Origin of the sequence: Sphingomonas sp. NBWT7, from assembly GCF_014217605.1 — a bacterium.
Classification (GTDB): Bacteria; Pseudomonadota; Alphaproteobacteria; order Sphingomonadales; family Sphingomonadaceae; genus Sphingomonas.
In genome coordinates, this window is the sequence record NZ_CP043639.1 from 2,302,616 (window position 1) to 2,320,823 (window position 18,208).

General features: G+C 63.5%; 14 protein-coding genes and 1 pseudogene. 5 read left to right on the plus strand and 10 right to left on the minus strand.

Annotation, left to right across the window (positions count from 1 at the left end; translation table 11 throughout):
• The first annotated feature begins 43 nt into the window (after positions 1-43).
• Complete coding sequence (locus tag F1C10_RS11240) at positions 44-1,240, plus strand: glycosyltransferase (RefSeq protein WP_185206236.1); 1,197 nt, start codon at positions 44-46, stop codon at positions 1,238-1,240.
• Positions 1,221-2,390 carry a glycosyltransferase family 4 protein gene (locus F1C10_RS11245; protein WP_219729743.1) on the plus strand — a complete coding sequence of 390 codons (1,170 nt, stop codon included), beginning with the start codon at positions 1,221-1,223 and terminating at the stop codon, positions 2,388-2,390. Before F1C10_RS11240 ends, F1C10_RS11245 begins: the two co-directional genes overlap by 20 nt.
• Here F1C10_RS11245 and F1C10_RS11250 read toward each other — a convergent pair.
• Positions 2,314-3,753 carry a hypothetical protein gene (locus F1C10_RS11250; protein WP_219729744.1) on the minus strand — a complete coding sequence of 480 codons (1,440 nt, stop codon included), beginning with the start codon at positions 3,751-3,753 and terminating at the stop codon, positions 2,314-2,316. The genes F1C10_RS11245 and F1C10_RS11250 overlap by 77 nt on opposite strands.
• Between F1C10_RS11250 and F1C10_RS11255 the strand changes: the two genes are divergently transcribed.
• From F1C10_RS11255 to F1C10_RS11265, 3 genes are all read left to right on the plus strand, one after another.
• Entirely contained in the window at positions 3,728-4,720 is a 993-nt protein-coding gene (locus F1C10_RS11255; RefSeq protein ID WP_185206242.1) for a glycosyltransferase family 2 protein, read from the plus strand. The genes F1C10_RS11250 and F1C10_RS11255 overlap by 26 nt on opposite strands.
• A gap of 109 nt (positions 4,721-4,829) precedes the next feature.
• Positions 4,830-5,339: a hypothetical protein gene (locus F1C10_RS11260; RefSeq protein ID WP_185206244.1), complete on the plus strand. Its 510-nt coding sequence runs from the start codon at positions 4,830-4,832 to the stop codon at positions 5,337-5,339.
• Positions 5,340-5,353: 14 nt separating this feature from the next.
• Positions 5,354-6,508, plus strand: a complete 1,155-nt coding sequence (locus F1C10_RS11265) for a glycosyltransferase family 4 protein (protein WP_185206246.1) — start codon at positions 5,354-5,356, stop codon at positions 6,506-6,508.
• Between the two features lie 2 nt (positions 6,509-6,510).
• On the opposite strand, the gene F1C10_RS11270 is transcribed toward F1C10_RS11265, so the two are convergent.
• From F1C10_RS11270 to F1C10_RS11310, 9 genes and pseudogenes are all read right to left on the minus strand, one after another.
• Positions 6,511-7,566 (minus strand): alpha-1,2-fucosyltransferase, encoded by a 1,056-nt coding sequence (locus F1C10_RS11270; RefSeq protein WP_185206248.1) that lies wholly within the window; start codon positions 7,564-7,566, stop codon positions 6,511-6,513.
• A gap of 28 nt (positions 7,567-7,594) precedes the next feature.
• A complete protein-coding gene (locus tag F1C10_RS11275) occupies positions 7,595-9,067 on the minus strand; it encodes an oligosaccharide flippase family protein (RefSeq protein ID WP_185206250.1) in 1,473 nt (490 codons plus the stop codon).
• 261 nt (positions 9,068-9,328) lie between these two features.
• Positions 9,329-10,537 carry a glycoside hydrolase family 5 protein gene (locus tag F1C10_RS11280; protein ID WP_185206252.1) on the minus strand — a complete coding sequence of 403 codons (1,209 nt, stop codon included), beginning with the start codon at positions 10,535-10,537 and terminating at the stop codon, positions 9,329-9,331.
• A gap of 932 nt (positions 10,538-11,469) precedes the next feature.
• Complete coding sequence (locus F1C10_RS11285; protein ID WP_185206254.1) at positions 11,470-12,693, minus strand: glycosyltransferase family 4 protein; 1,224 nt, start codon at positions 12,691-12,693, stop codon at positions 11,470-11,472.
• A gap of 31 nt (positions 12,694-12,724) precedes the next feature.
• Positions 12,725-13,687 (minus strand): GDP-L-fucose synthase, encoded by a 963-nt coding sequence (locus F1C10_RS11290; protein WP_185206256.1) that lies wholly within the window; start codon positions 13,685-13,687, stop codon positions 12,725-12,727.
• Between the two features lie 4 nt (positions 13,688-13,691).
• Entirely contained in the window at positions 13,692-14,642 is a 951-nt protein-coding gene (locus F1C10_RS11295; protein ID WP_185206258.1) for a hypothetical protein, read from the minus strand.
• A complete protein-coding gene (locus F1C10_RS11300) occupies positions 14,642-15,643 on the minus strand; it encodes an STELLO glycosyltransferase family protein (RefSeq protein ID WP_185206259.1) in 1,002 nt (333 codons plus the stop codon). The genes F1C10_RS11295 and F1C10_RS11300 overlap by 1 nt, the downstream gene beginning before the upstream one ends.
• Before the next feature lie 72 nt (positions 15,644-15,715).
• Positions 15,716-16,699, minus strand: a complete 984-nt coding sequence (locus F1C10_RS11305) for a beta-1,6-N-acetylglucosaminyltransferase (RefSeq protein WP_219729745.1) — start codon at positions 16,697-16,699, stop codon at positions 15,716-15,718.
• A gap of 401 nt (positions 16,700-17,100) precedes the next feature.
• Positions 17,101-18,097, minus strand: a pseudogene (locus tag F1C10_RS11310) (IS481 family transposase).
• Between the last annotated feature and the right edge of the window lie 111 nt (positions 18,098-18,208).

An 18,208-nucleotide genomic window follows, 5' to 3' on the forward strand; every position in this document is an offset into this window, starting at 1 on the left:
TGCGGCAGACGGGGACGGCTGAGCTGTGACCAAAGCATCAGCTATGCGCGTTTTGGTCGTTCATAACCGCTACTTGCAAGCAGGTGGCGAGGACAGCGTCTTCGCCAATGAGGTCGCGTTGCTGCGCAGCGGCGGCTGCACTGTCGAAACGCTAGAAGTGTCGAACGAGGCAATCCATGGCCGAGTCGCCCAGCTCTCGACCGCTTTTCGCGCGGTCTACAATCCGATCGGCCGGCGTCTTATGGCGGACGCGATCAAGAGCGCTCGTCCGGACATCGTGCACGTGCACAACTTCTTCCCGCAGCTTAGCCCCGCGCTGTTCGACGCGTGCCGGGACGCAGACATGCCGGCGATTTGGACGTTACACAATTATCGAATTACTTGCGCCAACGGGCTGCTTTTTCGTGACGGGCGTCCGTGTGAGGATTGCGTCGGGCGCTCTCCTTTGCCGGCCGTCCTGCACCGCTGCTACCGCGGGTCGGCGGCCGGCTCTGCCGCCGTCGCGGCGATGATCGGCTATCACCGCGCGCGCGGCACCTGGCATCACAAGGTGGCCCGCTTCATCGCCCTCAGCGGCTTCGCGCGCGACCTTTTCGCCCGCGCTGGCATCCCGGCCGAGCGGCTGGCGGTAAAGCCGAACTTCGTCACTGATCCACGGCTCGAACTACCTCTCGGAGTGGGGGTGGACCGTGCGGGCGCCGTCTTCGTCGGCCGATTGAGCTCGGAAAAAGGGGTCGCGACGATGATCGATGCCTGGTGCGATCTTCCGCACGTCCCGCTGACCATCGTCGGTGACGGGCCGGAAAGGGCAAGCCTGCAGGCGTCGGCCCCCGGCCATGTTCGCTTCGTCGGGTTCCAGGACCGGAGCTCCGTCATGCGCATCGTGGCGGCGGCTCGGGCGCTAATCGTGCCCTCGATCTGGTATGAGCCCTTCGGTCTCGTTACCGCAGAAGCGATGGCGCTTGGGACGCCGGTGATCGCGGCCCGGATCGGCGCGCTCGCCACGATCGTGCGGGATGGCATCAACGGTCTTCACTTCACCGCAGGGGACGCCGCCGACCTTGGCCAACTCGTCCGGAAGTCCTTTGCCGCGCCTGATCTGCTGCCGCGGCTCGGCGCCGGTGCGCGCGCAACGTGGAAGAGCAGCATGTCCCCGGATCAAAACCTCGCTCTGCTGTTGTCGATCTACCGCGAGGCGATCGCGTCACGTGGCTCGCAGGATGGCGACCGTGACGTCTAAGCGGCGATTAATCGCGACGTTCGTCACGCGCATCCTGACCCACTATCGCATTCCGTTTCACGAACAGGTGCGCGAGGCACTCGATGCAAACGGGATAGACTACCGACTGATTCACGGCCAGCCCGACAGCTCCGAAGCAGCGAAGGGCGATCTCGCGACGCTGCCCTGGGCGCAGTCGGTCGAAAACCGCCCGATCATGGATCGCGGCAAGCTGGTGTGGCAGCCGGTATGGCACGAAGCGATGGCCAGCAACCTCGTCGTGCTCGGCCAGGAGAACCAGCTGCTAGTCAATTATCCGCTGCAACTATTTCCCCCCCGCATGCGGCCACGGCTGGCGCTATGGGGCCACGGGCGCAACTTCCAGGCGCGCAATCCGAAGTCGCGGGCGGAACAATGGAAGCGTTTCTGGGCAACTCGGTGCGACTGGTGGTTCGCCTACACCGACGAGAGTCGCCGCCACGTCGAGTCGCTGGGCTTCCCGCCGGAGCGCATTACCGTCTTCAACAACGCGGTGGACACGGGCGGATTGCAGCGGCTCGCGGCGGTGGTCCACAAGGCGGAGATCGCCGAGCTGCGCGCGCGCCTGGGGATACACGGCGACACCGTCGCTATCTTCGTCGGCGGGCTCTATCCGGAGAAGCGCCTCGACTTCCTCGTCGCCGCGGCGGATTTGGTGCGGGGACAGATACCCAATTTTACGCTAGTCGTCGTCGGCGGGGGCGTGGATAATGCGAAGCTCGAGGCGCTCGCGACCACCCGGCCGTGGCTGATCGTTGCCGGTCCGCGTTTCGGCCGCGAGAAAGCCGCGCTGATGCAGATGGCCAAGCTGTTCCTGATGCCCGGCCTGCTAGGCCTCGCCGTGCTCGATGCGGGGGTGATGGGCTTGCCGGTCGTCACCACCAGCTACCCTTGGCACAGCCCGGAGATCGCCTATCTGCGCGACGGCGAGACGGGGGTGATTGTCGAACCTTGGGAAGATGCGGAGGCCTATGCGACGGCTGTCGTGGCGCTGCTGACCAACGAGGCGGCCCGCTCCGCGATGTCGTCCAGCGCCCGCCGGTACGCGGGCGCCTTCACGATTGAGGCGATGGCGGAGCGGTTCGCCGCCGGGATAGCGGCTGCTCTGGCGGCGCCGAAGCGGCGCGACTGACCGGCGACGATGTCGTCGAAGCCTCGCTGGCTGCGTGTGGTGGGCGGACGCGCCGCGCGGACGAGCGGGCTTCGCGAAACCACCAGATGGCGATGAACAACCCCATCATGGAGGCTAATCGAATCTCGTAAGTATAGGAAAGGAGCGCCGTGCCGACGCACATCGCCAGCGGATAGGCCGGAGGCGAACCGCGGCCGCGTCCTGGAAGTACGCTTAGCAATGAGCCGGCGGATAGCGTGAAAAGCAGCGTTATAAATGCGGATAAGCCGACATACCCCATTACCGGCAGCGATCCGTAGTACATGCTGTGGATCGCCAGCCGCCACTCGCCCAGTTGATTGGACAGGTAGACGATCATCGGTGGCAATTGTCCCGCCGGCATGCCGAACAGTTGATCGAACAAAGATTGCTGCGAGAAGCCGACCTTCAGGGCGGCCCAGATCGTCGACCTCGTGTCGAGGTTGTCGACACGGTGCGCGATCTCGAAGGTGCCGCCCTGCGCCGACCGCAGCTGATCGGGGTCGAAGGCAAGCAGCCCCAGCAGGGGCAACATCAAGAGCAAGCCGATCCCAAGCGCCGCGCGCGCTCCACGCAGCGATCCACGTTCGGTGACAAGCACGACGCCGAGCATGGCTGCCAGCGCCACGGTCGCAGTTCCCTGGCGCGACGCGACCTCCATCGCCACGTACGCCATCAGCAGTGCCGCCTTACCCGTTGCCCGGGTAACGCCGGTTCGGAGCACGTCCGAAAGGAGCAACACCGCGGCGAGGCTAATCAGGAAGGCGCCGGACGAACTCAGCGCGCGGCCGCCGTCGTTGATCATGTCAGCGTCCGCGGGGTTAAGCATGAACAGCCCCGGACCTAAGATGAGCCGCAGCAGGGTGAGCACTGCCACCGCGCCGCCGCTGACGATCAGGGCACGGCAGAAACTTCCCTGCACTCTGTTCGACAAGTTGCATGTGGTCGCCAGCAGCAGAAGCGCCGCATTGGCTAGGTTCGCGCGCGCCCACAGCAGAGCGGGCGCCGCGTCGCTTATCATGCCCCGAACAAAGTTCATCAGCACGAGCGCCGCGATGACGAGCGCAAGCACCGCCACCAGGCCGCCCCGCGGCGCCCGCTCGATCTGGCAGAAAGCCCAGGCGAAGAAGGCGAGCAGCACGGGCGGGTCGACGATGTGCAGGGTGTAGAAGCCGAAGCCGAATAGCTGAGTCTGGCCCAACGCTTCGGCGACCGCGCTGGCCAACAGCAGCATCCAGATCGCCCAAACCGTCAGCGTCTCGCCCGAGCGGTTAAGTGCCTGCTGCGCGCGTCCCTCCTGCGCCCGCACCCGCGCCACAATGCCCGCCGGCTGCGGGGGTCTCACCAGGCTCTCGAAGCTGTGCACATGCTTGCGATCCCTACCCCGCCGGTCTACGAACCTGAAGGGTTTTTTGCGGAGCCGCTTCTTGTCTAAATTGCCGGCGGTTGCGATCCTGCTTGTCTGTCGCAATCGTCGTGACACGACGGTCGCCGCGGTCCGCCGGCTGCGGGAACAGACGCTCGCCCTGCTCTACCGCGTCGTCCTGTTCGACGATGCGTCGACCGACGGCACGGCGGCGGCGGTACTGGCCGAGGTGCCGGACGCGGTCGTCGTGGCCGGCGATGGATCGGCTTTCTGGAACGGCGGCCTGCATCGTGCCTGGCAGCGCGCGCTTGATCTGACCTGCGACGCCTTCCTGTGGCTGAACGACGATGTCGAGCTCGATCCCGATGCGTTCGGCCGCCTGGCCGAAGCCTGGATGGCGATGCGTGCCGAGACGGGCGGAGAAGCCTTCATCCTCGCCGGCGCGACCCGCGGCAGCGGCGGCGACATCACTTACGGGGGCCTTCGCCACGTCCCCACACCGTTCGCCTTCCGGCTGGCGGCCACCCCGCCGACCGCCGAGCTCCAACCAATTGACACGTTCAACGGCAACATTGTGCTAGTGCCGCGCGCCGTTGTCGAGCGGATCGGGATCAACGATCCGGCGTTCCATCACAATCTCGGCGACATGGATTACGGGCTCCGCGCGAGCCGGGCCGGGATCCCGGTGCGGTTGCTGCCCGGCACGCTTGGCCGCTGCGACGCAAACCGGGCCAAAAGAGAGCGCGGTTTTGGATCGCGTTCGCTCACCTTACGCGATCAGTGGCGCAAGGTGAACTCGCATCACGGCCTGCCTTTCCGCAGCTGGCTGCACTTCACGCGCAAGCACTCCGGCAGCTGGTGGCCGCTTCATTTCCTGCTGCCCTATCGCCGGCTGGTGGTGCCGCGGTTCGGCACGGCACGAACACGCGGACACATGGCGAACTGATCATGAGGACGCTCAGCGACAAGGCGATGGAGCTTCACTGGCGGTTGTCCAGCGCATTGGGGAAGCCGCGGCTGCCTCGGGGGCGAGCGCCGGTCCGAAGCCGCGCTGCATGGGCTTGCCGGCCATCCAGCTCGCCCCCGACACGCGGCTCGACATCGGCCCTAGCGTGGCGCTGGTGAGCCGTAGCGTCGGAACCGCATTGGGAGTCGCGCACCGGGTCGTGCTGCGCTGTCTCACGCTGGCCGCGCGCCGCGTCATCGGCGACCATTGCGGGCTGAGCGGCGCCTCCATCTGTACCGCAATCAGCATCACGGTCGAAAAACGCTGCCTCTTCGGCGCAGACGTGCTCGTGTTCAACACGGACTTTCACAATCACGCCCCCGAGAACCGCCGCCACGTTAAGCCCGATGATTCGGCGATTAGCCGACCGGTGACGACCGGAGCCGACGTGTTCATCGGCACCCGCGCGATCGTCGGCAAGGGGGATCACAATCGGCGACGGAGCGACCGTCGCGGCGGGCAGCGTCAATGTCTAGGACGTTCCCGCCCGCGCCGTTATGGGCGGCGGCACAGCTTGGCTGCTGCATACGTTCGAACTTCCCCTACGGGGCAAGCGTAAGTAGAGGCAATCGCATGAAGGTACTTCTGGCAGGTCCGCTGGAGACTAAAGCGCTTGGCCAATCTACGGGGATTGACCTGTCGGACCTGCCCAGCGCAACCACTCAGACTCCGCTTGGTCCGCTCGCCGGCGGTCTTCTCGCGGCCGGCCACCAGGTTCATGTCCTCACCATGGATCCGCGTATCGAGGAGCCGGAGGAGCATGTCCGCGGCCCGCTCACGCTAAGCTTTGTGCCGATCCGGGGGGCGCCGCGCTACCGCGCGCGCGTCCGGTCACGCGATCTGTTCGCCGTCGAGATCGCGCATCTCGAAGCTGTCATGCGCGGCTCGGACTCGGACATCATCCATGCCAACTGGACCTACGAGTATGCTGAGGCGGCGATACGCAGCCGTCGGCCGATGGTCGCGACGATGCACGATCTCGGCTGGGACATTCTGTTCAACTTTCGCGACATGTATCGCACCCTGCGGCTATTGATGAAGTACCGCGCGATGCTGCGGGTTAAGGCGCTGACCGCGGTGGCACCGTTCATGGCGCGCAAGGCGTGGAACTACGGCTATTTCGGCCAGGTCGACGTGATCCCAAACCCGATTGAGCCGGTGCCGCCGCGACCCAAGGCGCTCGATCGTCCTATCATAGCCACCATCGGGAATGCTGGCCGCTTGAAGAACGTCGTCGCGAGTGTCGCTGCCTTTGCGCGCATCCGCGCGGCGCTGCCGTCGGCCGAGCTGCACCTGTTTGGCCCCGGTCTCGATCCGGAGGGCCAGTTTCGGGATGCCGGGCCCGGTGTAGTCTGCCACGGCAACGTTCCCCACGGCACGCTGATGGCTTTCCTGGAGGAGGAGGCGCGCCTGATCGTCCATCCTTCCCGGATCGAGGGTTGCCCCGTCATCCTCGGCGAGGCCAAGATGCGCGGCGTGCCGGTCGTCGCGGGCGCGCGCTCCGGCGGCGTCGAATATGTTGTTGGTAATTGCGGCGGGGTCCTCGTGGATATCGAAAAGCCAGACGAGATCGCCGACGCGGCGTTGCGAATTCTCTCCAATCCTGCTGCCTATCCGGCACTGCAGCAAGTCGCACACGAGGATGTGATGGCGCGTTTCGCAACGGCGCAGGTCACTTCCCGGTACGTGAAGGTGTACGAGAGGGTGCTGCGGGCAACGCCGCGCTGAGTTCAGGCGGTGGCGTCCGGGAGCGGCGCCACGCCGTAGCGCAATAGGTCAGTCGCCGGCCGTTTGAACGCCGCGCGACGCTCTAGGTCCGCGATCAGTTCGTCCGGGATCGCACCATCCTCGCCAATCGCGACCCCGCGCGCGCCATGCGGATCGAGGTCGGCGGCGACCGTATCCAGCGCCTGCCGCGTCGGCGAACCCGGCGCCTGCTGCTCGGCCTCATGCCCCCAGATCGATCCCAGGTGGCCATGGGGCGTCAGGTTCGGCGCGTACCAACCATAGCGTGCGTCCGACAGGAACGCCGCCCACAGGCTGTAGCTGGAGATCGAACAGACGAGGAAGTCGCAGCTTGCCATCGCAAGCAAATCGGAGACATCGCGATGCTGCTGCCTGCTCGTCAGGTGGCATGGCACCGCCTGGGTCAGCGGCGCTAGCTCCTCCTCGGTCGCATCGGAAATGGCGATGAAGCTGACGCAGTTGCCCAACGCGCGGGCGAGATTGACTGCCAACTGCACATACCAATCGAGCGGGATCTGGACGTTAAAGCGCCCGCGATAGCTTTCCTGCGCTCCCAGCCCGCCGAAATCACCGCGCCGGACGTGAAAACCGATCCTTAGCCTGTCGGAGCCCACGCGCCGGTCGAGCTCGAACAGATTGGCGAGCGTCCCCCGGGCGCCGAGTAGAGTCGCCCGCAGAAAGTCCCGCGCTGGCGTAAGTTGGTCGTAGCCGCCCCCCATGCCGTGCAGCCCGAGCACAAAAGGCCCCCGCCGCGGTAGGCCATGCTCCGCCGCGAAGCCGCGCAGCGCCGGCTCCAGGTCCCCGCCGTGGCGCACACGCTGTGCATCGTCGAAGCGGAAGAAGGGCAAGGCGGTGCGCAGCGCGCGGTGGGTCAGCCAGTCACTGCGCGGCGTACCGAAATATCGGCTATAACCGCGCTTATTCAAACCCCAGGCGGGATGCAGCACGCGTGCACCCAGCATCTGCCCGGCAACAAAGGCTTTTGCCCAGACGATCATCTCGTTGCCGAGCCCGGCGCCGCGCCCGTCGACGAGCGGCATGGCGATTTGGAGCGACCGTGCTGCACCGTCAGCCACGGCTGAGCCTCTGCCTGATCCACGCATCGCCGCGCTTCGGCAGCAGCAGACTCGAGATGTGGAAAAGGAGATCCCGATCGAGCACGAACAGCGCCAGGAAGGCGGCGGTGCCACAGGCGAGCATCTGGGCGACCAGCATGGCTATCGGCGGCACGGTCCCGCCGCTCCACTGCACTGCGCGCGCCGCCAGAAAGCAGCTCGCACCCGCGCACCAGCCGGGCGACGACCAGCGCACGATCGTGCCGACCGACTCGTTCAGCATGCCCGCGGTCAGCCGCATGTTCAGTCCCGCATAGAGCAAGCAGGACAGCATCGTTCCGATGGCGACTCCTTCGAGTCCCCAGAAGCTGCCCAGCGGCAGTGCCACGACCAGGCTACCCGTCGTCGCGGCCTGTATCCGCGCACGCGCGCCGAAGCGGCCAATCGACTCGGCAGACTGCCCGAGCACGCCGCCGAACATCGTGCCCCAGACGGCGACGGCTAGGAACGGGATGATCGGCGCCGCGCTCATCCACTTCGGCCCCAGCACGACGGCGACGAAGGTCAGGTTCGAACCGGCGAGACCCAGCGCGAGCGGCGTGATCAGGCCTGATGCAGCGCGGACCATCAGGTGGACGGCCCCGCGAAACAGCACCGGGTCGCTCGCCACCGACACGAGCGACGACAGCAGCACCCGGTTCACCGAACCCACCAACAGTTGTACCGGAAAGGTGACGATGTTGTAGACCCGGTTGTAGAGGCCGAGCGGCGCTGGGCCGAGCACCGAACTCACGACCAAGGGTGCCACCTGCCCGTTCAGCGCTTCTAGGACGGTCGGCTTGGCGACATCCTTCATCAGGCGCGGCAGGGTGCCGAGCCGGCGGAAGCGGGGCCGATACACCCCCTCCGGCGCCATCATTAGGATCCACGTGCCACTGATTAGGAAGCTGACGCTCTGCGCTGTCGCCAGTGCGAAGCCGCCAAAGCCAAGCCAACCCAAAGCCGAAGCCGTTAGCAGGTTGCCGCAGATTAGCGCGGTCAGCTCGCTGCCGATCAGAGGACCGAAGCGCAGCTGGCGACGAAGCAAAGCACGGGATGGCGTGGCCAGGCCGGAGAGCGACTGCCCGGCGAGCACGATGGCCAGCAGCCACAGATCTACCTGCCAGCCGAGCGACCATCGTACCAAAGCGGTGAAGGCAAAGACCAGGAGCGCGACAGCTGTCAACCCGCCCGCGACCATCAACCCGCGACCGTGCAGTAAGGTCGCGTCCTGCTCGACCACCATCGCGCGTTCGATCGCGCTAGACAGGAATTGGACGGACAAGGCGTTGATCGACAAGGCAACGACGAAGAAGCCGTAATCCGCCGGCACCAGCAAACGGGCCAGCACCACCATCGTGATTAGCTGGATCGCGCCGCCGAGCAGCGTGCCAATCATAGTCGTCCGAACGCCGGTGCGAACACGCGATTGCAGCTGTTCAGTCATGACGCCCGTGCCGCGCGGCTGTCCGTTGCTTCATCTCCGTCCCGCCATGTCCGCCGCGTCTCCAGATGCGAGGAAGAAGCGCCCGCGAGCCGGCGAAACCGGCACTCGCGGGTAGAAGCCATCGTCGCCGCTGTCTAGCCGAACCGCCCTCTTTCAGGCCCGCGCATGCGTGCCTTCCTGTAGAAGATCTAATCGACACCCGCTTGCTCGAGCGGATCGCGTCCCAACAATTCGAGTGCCGTGCAGTAGTGCGTCCGCGTCTCACTTGATGTCGGCTGAACGACTCACGAGGCCTAGCGCCTTTATCGCGTCGGCTCGGATGAAGCGAGTGGCCGGATCGAAGTTGATGTTGTTCTTGCCAATCCCAAAATTGCACCACGTTAAGCCACGCCGCTCCGCCTCCTGGCGCACCGCCAAGAGCCAGCGAAGCTGATCCGTGTGGATCGCCTCCGTATCCGGGCTTCGCTCGATGAGGTTGCCCCACTCGCCCATCCAGATCCGCGACAACGGAACGCCGTTTCGCCGCGCCCAAGGGAGAAGCTTATCTAGATCCGCCGCGACCGACGCGCGCCCCTTCCCGTTGAGCAAATATTCGCGAAGCTCCACCACGGCGCGTGGGTTCGAAACAGCGGTGCTGGCCGGAGCCATCTTGTGCATCGCCAATAGCGATCTTGCCAGCGCGGGGTTCGGCGGGAACGGCACGTTGTGAAGTTTCTTCTGCGACTGTTCCACGAACGGCGACGGTTGATAGTAGTGGAAGGACCAGTAGATATTCGGGTCTGGAGCGTAGCTTCTCGCGTCAAGCGCGACCAGCGAGTCGATCCGGTCGCGGCAGCCCTTAAGAACGAGCGGCAGGGTCGGTGCGACTCGCCGGATGCGAGTCACCATCTCGCGCTGCGCGCCCGCCCAATCGAACGGTGTCTTGTTGACGAAGCAGGGCGGCTCATTGAGCACCTCCAGTGCCACGCCCTCCTTCTTGGCGGCGAGGTGGCGCGCCAGCACCACCAGCGCCCGCATCAGCGCCTCGCGCCTGCCCGGGTCGGCCATGATCCCATCCTGGTTAAACGGGGAATCCCCCGAAACCCACGGATGCACGTCCAGCACGACGCCCAAGCCTTTGGCCTTCGTCCGATCGACTTGCTTGCTCAGCCACGCGGCCGCTCGCTCCAACGCCGCCGCGTCGTCGGTCAACAGTGGTTCCGCCGTGGCCATTAGGCGGATGTGCCCGAAGCCGGCAGCCCTGATCTGGTCGAGCACGGCCGAGGAAAAGCGCTCCGGCAGCGGCTCGTAAGCGGCCGGCGCGTCAGGTCCTCCGACTCGTTTAAACGCGACAGCGCCAGAATTCGCAACGCCCTTGCCGTTGCCGAACACCGACGCCGCCGCTCCGGACATCCCGATGGCCGACCAGAGCGCCAGGGCACCCGCCAGCCAAGCCAAAATTCGACCCTGACGGGGTGGACTGGTTGCCATGCGACTTGTCCCTTGCGCAGTCCGACGATCAGGTGCCTTTACCCCACTGGTTAAAGGCTGGCGAGAGATCAGGTCGCTATGTCCCGGATCAGATCGCCGGCAGGTTGGCTGGCAGTCAAGCGCCCTTGAGCGAGGTCGAGCGAAACAAATAAAGGCGTACCGCAAAGTTCGAAGCCACGATCAGGTCGGTCACGGCCATCCGCACGGGGGTATATCAATCAGCTCGCAGCGTCTGGCTGAACGACACCAGCAGTACCAGGAACGTGACGGCAGACGCCAACCAATAGCCGGTAATGGCCAGCAACGCGATGCCGAGGAACAGCAAGGATCACCGCGCGGAGGCAAAGCCCATCATCAGAAGCGAGAAGGTCAGCCAATACCAGAACTCGTTCGCGAGCGTCCCCAGCGGCCAGTTCAAACCCACCGGTTGCGGCAGGAAGTCCTGGAGAAGCAGGATGCTACCTAAGATTCTGCTACCCGGGTATTCTCATAGGACACGAGGCTGAACCAATGGCCCCACGCGTCGAGCACCAGGTCATCAGCAACACCGAGATTATTACCGTGTGGATTGGCGAAACGCGAGCGATCAGATAGGCGCGAACGTCAAAGCGCCGCGCTTCCGTCTGCGTCAGTACCTGATCCCCAACCAGGAATCCGCTCAGCGCGGGGAAGATGATCACGGCATGGTGAGCGAAGCCGGTGATCAGTGTTCAGCCAAGTTGCACCAGATGAGCGCCGGACGCCTATTTGCGTGGGGGGACCAGGGCGCGATTGTTGACGTGCGTGACGAGGACCAGCGACGCCTAAATACATTTGGCCGGATTGAAATAGTCCGAGGGAGTCGCTGCGATCCGCACCTTCGTCGTTGCGTCTGCTCCAGCGTCCATGTGCCCCCAAAGCTGCTTGGAGATCGCATAGCCGAGCCCTGCTAGTCAGACTAATTTAATGTCGCTGATGGTCATTCCGGTTGATCTTGGTCCGTCCAGTTCAGACAGCAATACGGCGGCGGCAACCGCTTTTGAAAAATGAGCCTCGAAGCGCGTGCGCGCCGCACGTTCCATCCCTGTCAACAGCTCCCGGTTCTCCAGCAGGGCGATAACCTTGTCGGCGGAAGCCGCGGCATCATCCGGACTTAGGAACATGCCCTCCACCCCGTCGCGAACGATCTCCGGCATACCGCCCAAGGCGAAGCAAAAGACCGGCCGCCCGTGCGCCAGCGTTTCGATCAGAGTCAACGGCATATTTTCGAGCAAGGCAGCGTGGATCAACGCGCGGTGACGGCCGATCTCGTCCTGTGCACCGTTCACGCGGCCGCGAAAGTCGATCAGGTCCGCTATGCCGAGCGTCTCGGCTTCCGCTTCCAGCGCGGCGCGGTCAGGGCCATCGCCGATCAGGGTCAACGTATAGCGATAGCCGTGCTCGACGCAGGCGCTGAGCACCTCCAGCAGGAAACGCTGGTTCTTGCGCGGCTCGAGCGTGCCGATGGCGATCAGGTCGCGCTGTGCCTCTTCTCGTGACGAGGGTGCGATCTCGTCCTCGGGCCACAGGCCGAGCATGCTCGACCGGGCGGCGACGTCCGGCCCGTAGCGGCCAAGCACCTCGTGCCGCATGAAGTCCGATACGAACAGGATGCGGTCGGCTGCCACCATCGAGCGCCGCTCCCAGGCCTGCGCCGAGCGGTAGAGCGGCCCGCCCACCTGGGTCAGCCCCTTGACCGCTAGTTCCTCCGCCTCAGAGCGGTTGAAGTGCACGACCGTCACGACGCGGGTCGCGGCACCCTGCCGCTGCTGCCCGGCTGTCGCGCTGCTGATCGAGTCCTGCGCGTAGATCGTCACGGGGCGCCCGCTTGCGGCCCTCAGCCTGCGCCGCAGCTTTACCCGCAGCGCCCGCGCATAAGCGAGGCGAGCGAGTCGCGTCCGAGTCTCCTTCGTCGCAAGCTTGCCGGCGATGCGCTGCGCCACCTTGATCAGCAGCAGCTCCGGCGTTCGTACGCCGTGAGGATGGACGATCTCCACCTCACGTCCCGCTTCCTCGAGGATCCGAACCGCGGCGCGGATGTGGGTATCGACCCCGGTCGGCCCCAACCCATCGACGCAGGATAGGATCAGGACGCGGCGCGCGATCGCCGCGGTGGCGCTTTCCGGCGCGCCCCTCATAGCCTCGTTGCCGCTTCTCACCTGCCAGCCCTCATGCGACTGCCACGCCGCGCGCTTCCTCGCCCAACTCGAGGAAGAAGCGATAGGCCCCGGCGATGCCCTCGTGCAGGTCAATCTTCGGCGACCAGCCAAGCGCGCGCAGCTTGCTCGCGTCCATCAGCTTGCGCGGCGTGCCGTCCGGCTTGGTCGTGTCACACCGCACTTCGCCGTCCAGACCGACCGCCTCCATCACCATCCCCGCGACCTCCCGGATGGTAACGTCTTCGCCATAGCCGATATTAACATGCTCATCCTCGGAATAGACCTTCATCAGGAACACGCACGCATCGGCCAGGTCGTCGACATGGAGAAACTCGCGCATGGGAGTGCCCGTGCCCCAGATCTCCAGGTTGCGTTCGCCGCGGAGCTTCGCCTCATGGGCCTTGCGGATCAGCGCTGGCAGCACATGGCTGCCCTTCAGGTCAAAATTGTCGCCCGGCCCATAAAGGTTCGTCGGCATCGCAGAGATGTAGTCGCGGCCGTGCTGCCGGCGATACGCCTGGGCGAGCTTGATGCCAGCGATCTTCGCGATCGCGTACCATTCGTTGGTCGGCTCGAGCGGCCCGGTCAGCAGCGAATCCTCCGTGATCGGCTGCGGGGCGAACTTTGGATAGATGCAGGAGGAGCCGAGGAACATCAGCTTCTCGACATCGAAGCGGTGTGACGCCTCGATGATGTTCGCCTCAATCATGAGGTTGTCGTAGAGGAAGTCGGCCGGATAGGTGTCGTTGGCGAGGATGCCACCCACCTTCGCCGCGGCCAGGAACACTACGTCCGGCTTCTCCCGCGCGTACCAGGCGCGGACCGCCGCCTGATCCTTCAGGTCGAGCTCGTCGCGCGAGGCGGTCAGCACCTTGCAGTCCTCCGACTCGAGCCGCCGCACAAGGGCGGACCCCACCATGCCGCGATGGCCCGCGACGTAGACGCGCTTGCCGGAAAGGTCGTACGTCCACATGCCGCTAGTTGAACTGGCTGAGCTTGACGGGGTGGACATAAAGCAGCTCCTTGGGGAAATCGTGCAGCAACCTGTCGAGGCTGCGATCGAACGGCTGAACAAAGCCGTTGATTGCCGTCGCGCCCCAGAGTTCGCGTCCCTGGAGGGACGGCCCAGGCTGACGGGGCCTAGATCGGATAAAATGTTCGTTGATCGGAAGTTCGGTCACGACTTTGTCGGCTGCAAGAGAAAGCGCGGTCGGAACGGCGACTTCCGCAAAGCAGTTCAATGCGGCGAAGACGCCGCAATAATGGAGAAAGCGCTCCCAGGCCGCGGCCGGGACGATGAAGAAGTCAGCGTAGCCAAAGATCAGCGGATAGGATGTCCGATGCCGACGATAGCGGAGCATCGCGCTCCATCCGAAAGCGCCCGGAAAAACCCAGAGCGCGTTGCGCCAGTCGCGAATGCCCTTGGGTCGCGGCAGACGGAAGTCCACGCCGAGCTTTTCGAACCGCGACTGAGCCTCCTCGGCGGATGGCAGCTCCTGACGAAAATCGAAGCCCGAAGCCCGGCTGTCGAGGTTCAACGTCTCGCCGAAAGCACGCCACCATTTGTAGCGCAAGGTGTCGACGGAGGCGAGCGACTTGATGTACGCCGCATCCGCCGCCAGTCCGAGTTTGTCTAAGAGGTTATGCTCGTTCAATTGCGGGTTGAGGATCAGATCGTCGGCGATGACGACGTAATGGGTCGTGCCCGGAACCGTGATGCTCGGTCCAGCCTGCGCGATGTGCCCACTAAAGTTCCAACTAGTCTCGTACACCCGGGTAACTTGATTGTCGTTCCGCGAGGCGAACGGCATGATGTACTTGCGTGTGGAAAATCGATCCTTGTAGATGCGTTCCAGCTTGTCGATGTTCTTCTCGAAACGGTGATTGAACAGGAACACAGCGGTGAGTGAGCTTGGCGTTGTGTCCATTACAAGGTCTCGAGATCCGCCAGCCAAGCGTCGAGCAGGGGCAGCTCGTCGGCGCCGACATGGCCTTCTTCGACCAAGGCGCCGTAGCAGGTCCGCAAGTTGGCCGGTATGGCATCTTCGCCAGGGGCCAGATCGAGCGCCCCGAGACGCGCGGCGATCGCGCGGTTGCCGTTATAGCCGGAAACCTCGTCCGCGAAGTCCTTCATCAGGCTGTGATCGTTGCGATCCTGCACCACCGTCGCCTCGCGGAAGAGGATGCTCCATCCATTGGCCCAGGCGATCCGCTGCGCGACGAAGCTCCGCCAAATGTCGGTCATTCGGAAGCTGCAATAGGCCGGCAGGTACAGCAGTGGGAACGCTTCACGATAGAAGGCGGTATTCTGGCTGTTGAACGGACACCAGGAACCCTTGCCCAAAGCAACACGCTCGCGCCGCGCAAAGTCGAACGGCAGCGGCAGGACCAGCCGGTAGATTGCGTCCACGTCAGGGTTTGCGTCCGCCAAGCCTTGCTGGATCGGGATACGCACGCCGCGCGGGGCCGAGCGCTCAGGAAGTGCGTCGTGGATCGCGTCGAGCGGGAGACCCCGCGGCCAGATCAGGCGATCGTCGAAGTAGCGATAGACGTTCACCCAGCCGCCTTCATCGACTGCAGCGATCTCCGCTTCGACCGGCAACGGCCGATAGAATTCGGGCGACGGATGATTGTCGTCGTCGGTTTCGAGGATCAGTTCGGCACCATCGCGGATCGCCTCCAGGTAACCGATATTCTTGCGTGCATAATGGCGCGTCGGGCAGAGCGCAGGAAGGCGCAGGCCGAGGGCAAGCTGATCGCTCACGGACAGGAACTTGCACCCGTCCAGTTCGAACGTGTCCGGGCTCTTAGTATCGCCAATCACGTAGAAGCTGGTGCCGCTTTCCATGCAGTCGCTGGCGATTGCGCGCATGACTGCGTTCGGAGGTGCAATGGAGGTCAACACCACGGCTGTTTTCTGGGAGTTCATGGGAAAATTAACCTCGGCAGGATGGTGAAAGCTGATCGTGGTACCGGCTGAATGTGCGGCCTGCCGGCTGGACTAGTCGGCTGATTGTTCCGTTACATGTTCGCGAACGACGCGGTCGCTACTGGATGCATGCTGATCGAGCGCATCGAGCAACGCCGTCGAATGCGCGCTGTTGACCTTGCGCACGAAGAACCGGCCAGACGCCAGCACTTCGTCGAGATCGTCGATCGTGTACCACTTGCTCAGCGATTGGTGGATCAGGTGCAAGTTCGCGGTTTTCCACGTTCCCCGGCCAGTGAAGGGGATCTCGCCCGTCGCCGACGCTGCAAAAGGCGAATTGCCGATCACGGTCTGGAAGATCTGCTCGTCCGCAGCGAAGCTTGCGCGATACTTGGCGACTAGCGCGGGATCGCCATCGATGGCACGCACGGCATAGGTCGCCGCCTCCGGCGCAAGCGCCCACCACTGGCTGCCATGGTAAGGCGTCTGCGGCAGTGTCCAGCGGAAGGGCAGCTGTCCGATTGTCAGCTCGTGGACTTTGCGCAGGACCTTTTCGGCGAGAAGCGCCGGCTTGAACCGGCTCGTCAGGCGCCAGGGCAGGATCGCGTCGCGGCAATAGCGATGCGAGACAAGCGTCTGGTGATGATCCGACTGGCGCACGTCGATATAGGTGATGTAGTTCTGCCCGCTATCCGCGGCGAACAACCGCTCGAGCTCGGCAATTGGCCTGATCGGGTAGCACGAGCCCGACAGCAGGACGAGCTTGCGATAGATCTCACCGCTCGCGAGGGCCGCTCGCATCAGGGACAAAGTCGCTTCGATCTGAGTGTACCCGGCCCAGTAGACCGGAAACCGGGGCTCGACGAAGGTCGCCTGGATCGACTTCCACCTATCGTCGAGCGGCACCTTGGCATCCAAGTGGATAAAGACGCGATGCGGCTGCAGGCGCTCGACCAGCCGCTGGACGTGGGCGGGGTCCTGGTGCGCGATGACCAGAAAGGCAATTCGGTGATTAGTTTCGTATCGCGTGTCAGTAGCTTCGGCCTCAATGCCCATCATGATTCCCCGCGATCGCAACCGCTTCCTGCCGAAGTCGCGGTATGCCGCAAACGCACTTTCGCCTGTATCCTGATCCGGCTAGCACATCAACGGGCACGGAAGCACCTTATGGTCAAACCAGTCGGATGAGACTTAAATTGCTTAGATGGGACAAAGATCAAATAGTTTCAAAGCATCCTACAAAGTGGATATAGCAGGACATTCAGTGAGCCTATTTACCTTATCAATAAACATGCAACATTTTGTATCTCCAATTGAAATCAAAGTATTTAATTAGATACTTGATAAATATTATATATACATTGTTTTGCCAAGTATAATTCATGGCATATGTGCAACACTCCTAATAGCTATCGTATAACGACGAAACAAAATTCATATGTTTACTGTCGAGCGTTCTAGTTGTTTGGTCCCCGCGATTGGCAGTGTCGGTTGGCGGTAAACAGTTGAGACAGTGCAGCCCATGCTTTGCAGGTGAGCTCGTATGGTATGAGGCCCCGTGGCGCGTTGAGCCGACGGGCGTAGTCTTAGGCACCGATGAAGTTGGTAAGATACATCTCGAGCTGCCGGTGCGTGTTCTGATGGTAGCGCTTCACGGTGGCTTCCTTGATGGTCGGTTCATGCGTTCGACCTGCCCGTTAGTCCAAGGATGTTTGATCTTGGTGCGGCAGTGCTCGATGTCGTTTTCCTCGCAAAGCAGGTCGAACATGCGCGTTACGTAACGGGCGGTACGGCCATCGGCGTAGCGGGCGGGAAGGTGAGCTGGATGCCGCTATCGGTCGGCACGGTGTGAATTTTGTAGGGCACCGCCCCGATTAACGCTTCGAGGAAGGCTGACGCTTTCACCCGATTGGCGGACTTTACGAGTTGCACGAATACGACCGTGCTCGTGCGATCGATGCCGACATCAAGTCAAAGCCTCCCCTCGGCGGTCCTAACCTTACCGATCTCGATATAGAAGTAGCCTATCGATAAGGGCTTGAACTTGCGCTTCGTTAGTTTATCGCCCTCAACGTTGGGCAACCTACTGATGCCGCTGCGCTGGAAAAACAATGCAGAGACGAGCGCGTCAGGTGCGGGATCGCTACCTAGAGCGCAGAGAGACAGTCGTCCAGTGGTAGCAGCGTGTGTCGCCGGAACGCAACCACCGCCGCTTCCTCCTCGACCGACAGCGAGGTTGATCTTGGGTCGTCCGGACCCCGAGGGCAGATCGGCGCATGAGGTGCGTTTCTTCCACTTGACGCCCGTTTCAAGGTTGACGCCCTCGCGGTTGGCCAACGCCCTCAGGATTTCGCCGTTATGCCATATTGTTCGACGGACGACCTCTGCCGTTCGGGCGATCCCATGTAGAACCTCCCCATCATGTCTCCTTCCACTTAGCTGTGGATGATGCACCACCAATCACCGGACGCAGCTCAGACGACATCAACGCCACGCTTAGTAATATCACCCCCTATCGCTCCGCCAAACCATCTCAAGTTGCCCTGCGACGGAGATCCGCACGAC

Bases quoted from the DNA above. Each gene is read 5' to 3' on its own strand.
- F1C10_RS11305 (WP_219729745.1), bottom strand. From the start codon at position 16,699: ATGGGCATTGAGGCCGAAGCTACTGACACGCGATACGAAACTAATCAC.
- F1C10_RS11240 (WP_185206236.1), top strand. From the start codon at position 44: ATGCGCGTTTTGGTCGTTCATAACCGCTACTTGCAAGCAGGTGGCGAG.
- F1C10_RS11260 (WP_185206244.1), top strand. From the start codon at position 4,830: ATGGGCTTGCCGGCCATCCAGCTCGCCCCCGACACGCGGCTCGACATC.
- F1C10_RS11300 (WP_185206259.1), bottom strand. From the start codon at position 15,643: ATGAACTCCCAGAAAACAGCCGTGGTGTTGACCTCCATTGCACCTCCG.
- F1C10_RS11295 (WP_185206258.1), bottom strand. From the start codon at position 14,642: ATGGACACAACGCCAAGCTCACTCACCGCTGTGTTCCTGTTCAATCAC.
- F1C10_RS11255 (WP_185206242.1), top strand. From the start codon at position 3,728: ATGCCCGCCGGCTGCGGGGGTCTCACCAGGCTCTCGAAGCTGTGCACA.
- F1C10_RS11245 (WP_219729743.1), top strand. From the start codon at position 1,221: ATGGCGACCGTGACGTCTAAGCGGCGATTAATCGCGACGTTCGTCACG.
- F1C10_RS11275 (WP_185206250.1), bottom strand. From the start codon at position 9,067: ATGACTGAACAGCTGCAATCGCGTGTTCGCACCGGCGTTCGGACGACT.
- F1C10_RS11270 (WP_185206248.1), bottom strand. From the start codon at position 7,566: ATGCCGCTCGTCGACGGGCGCGGCGCCGGGCTCGGCAACGAGATGATC.
- F1C10_RS11265 (WP_185206246.1), top strand. From the start codon at position 5,354: ATGAAGGTACTTCTGGCAGGTCCGCTGGAGACTAAAGCGCTTGGCCAA.
- F1C10_RS11285 (WP_185206254.1), bottom strand. From the start codon at position 12,693: ATGAGGGGCGCGCCGGAAAGCGCCACCGCGGCGATCGCGCGCCGCGTC.
- F1C10_RS11290 (WP_185206256.1), bottom strand. From the start codon at position 13,687: ATGTGGACGTACGACCTTTCCGGCAAGCGCGTCTACGTCGCGGGCCAT.
- F1C10_RS11280 (WP_185206252.1), bottom strand. From the start codon at position 10,537: ATGGCAACCAGTCCACCCCGTCAGGGTCGAATTTTGGCTTGGCTGGCG.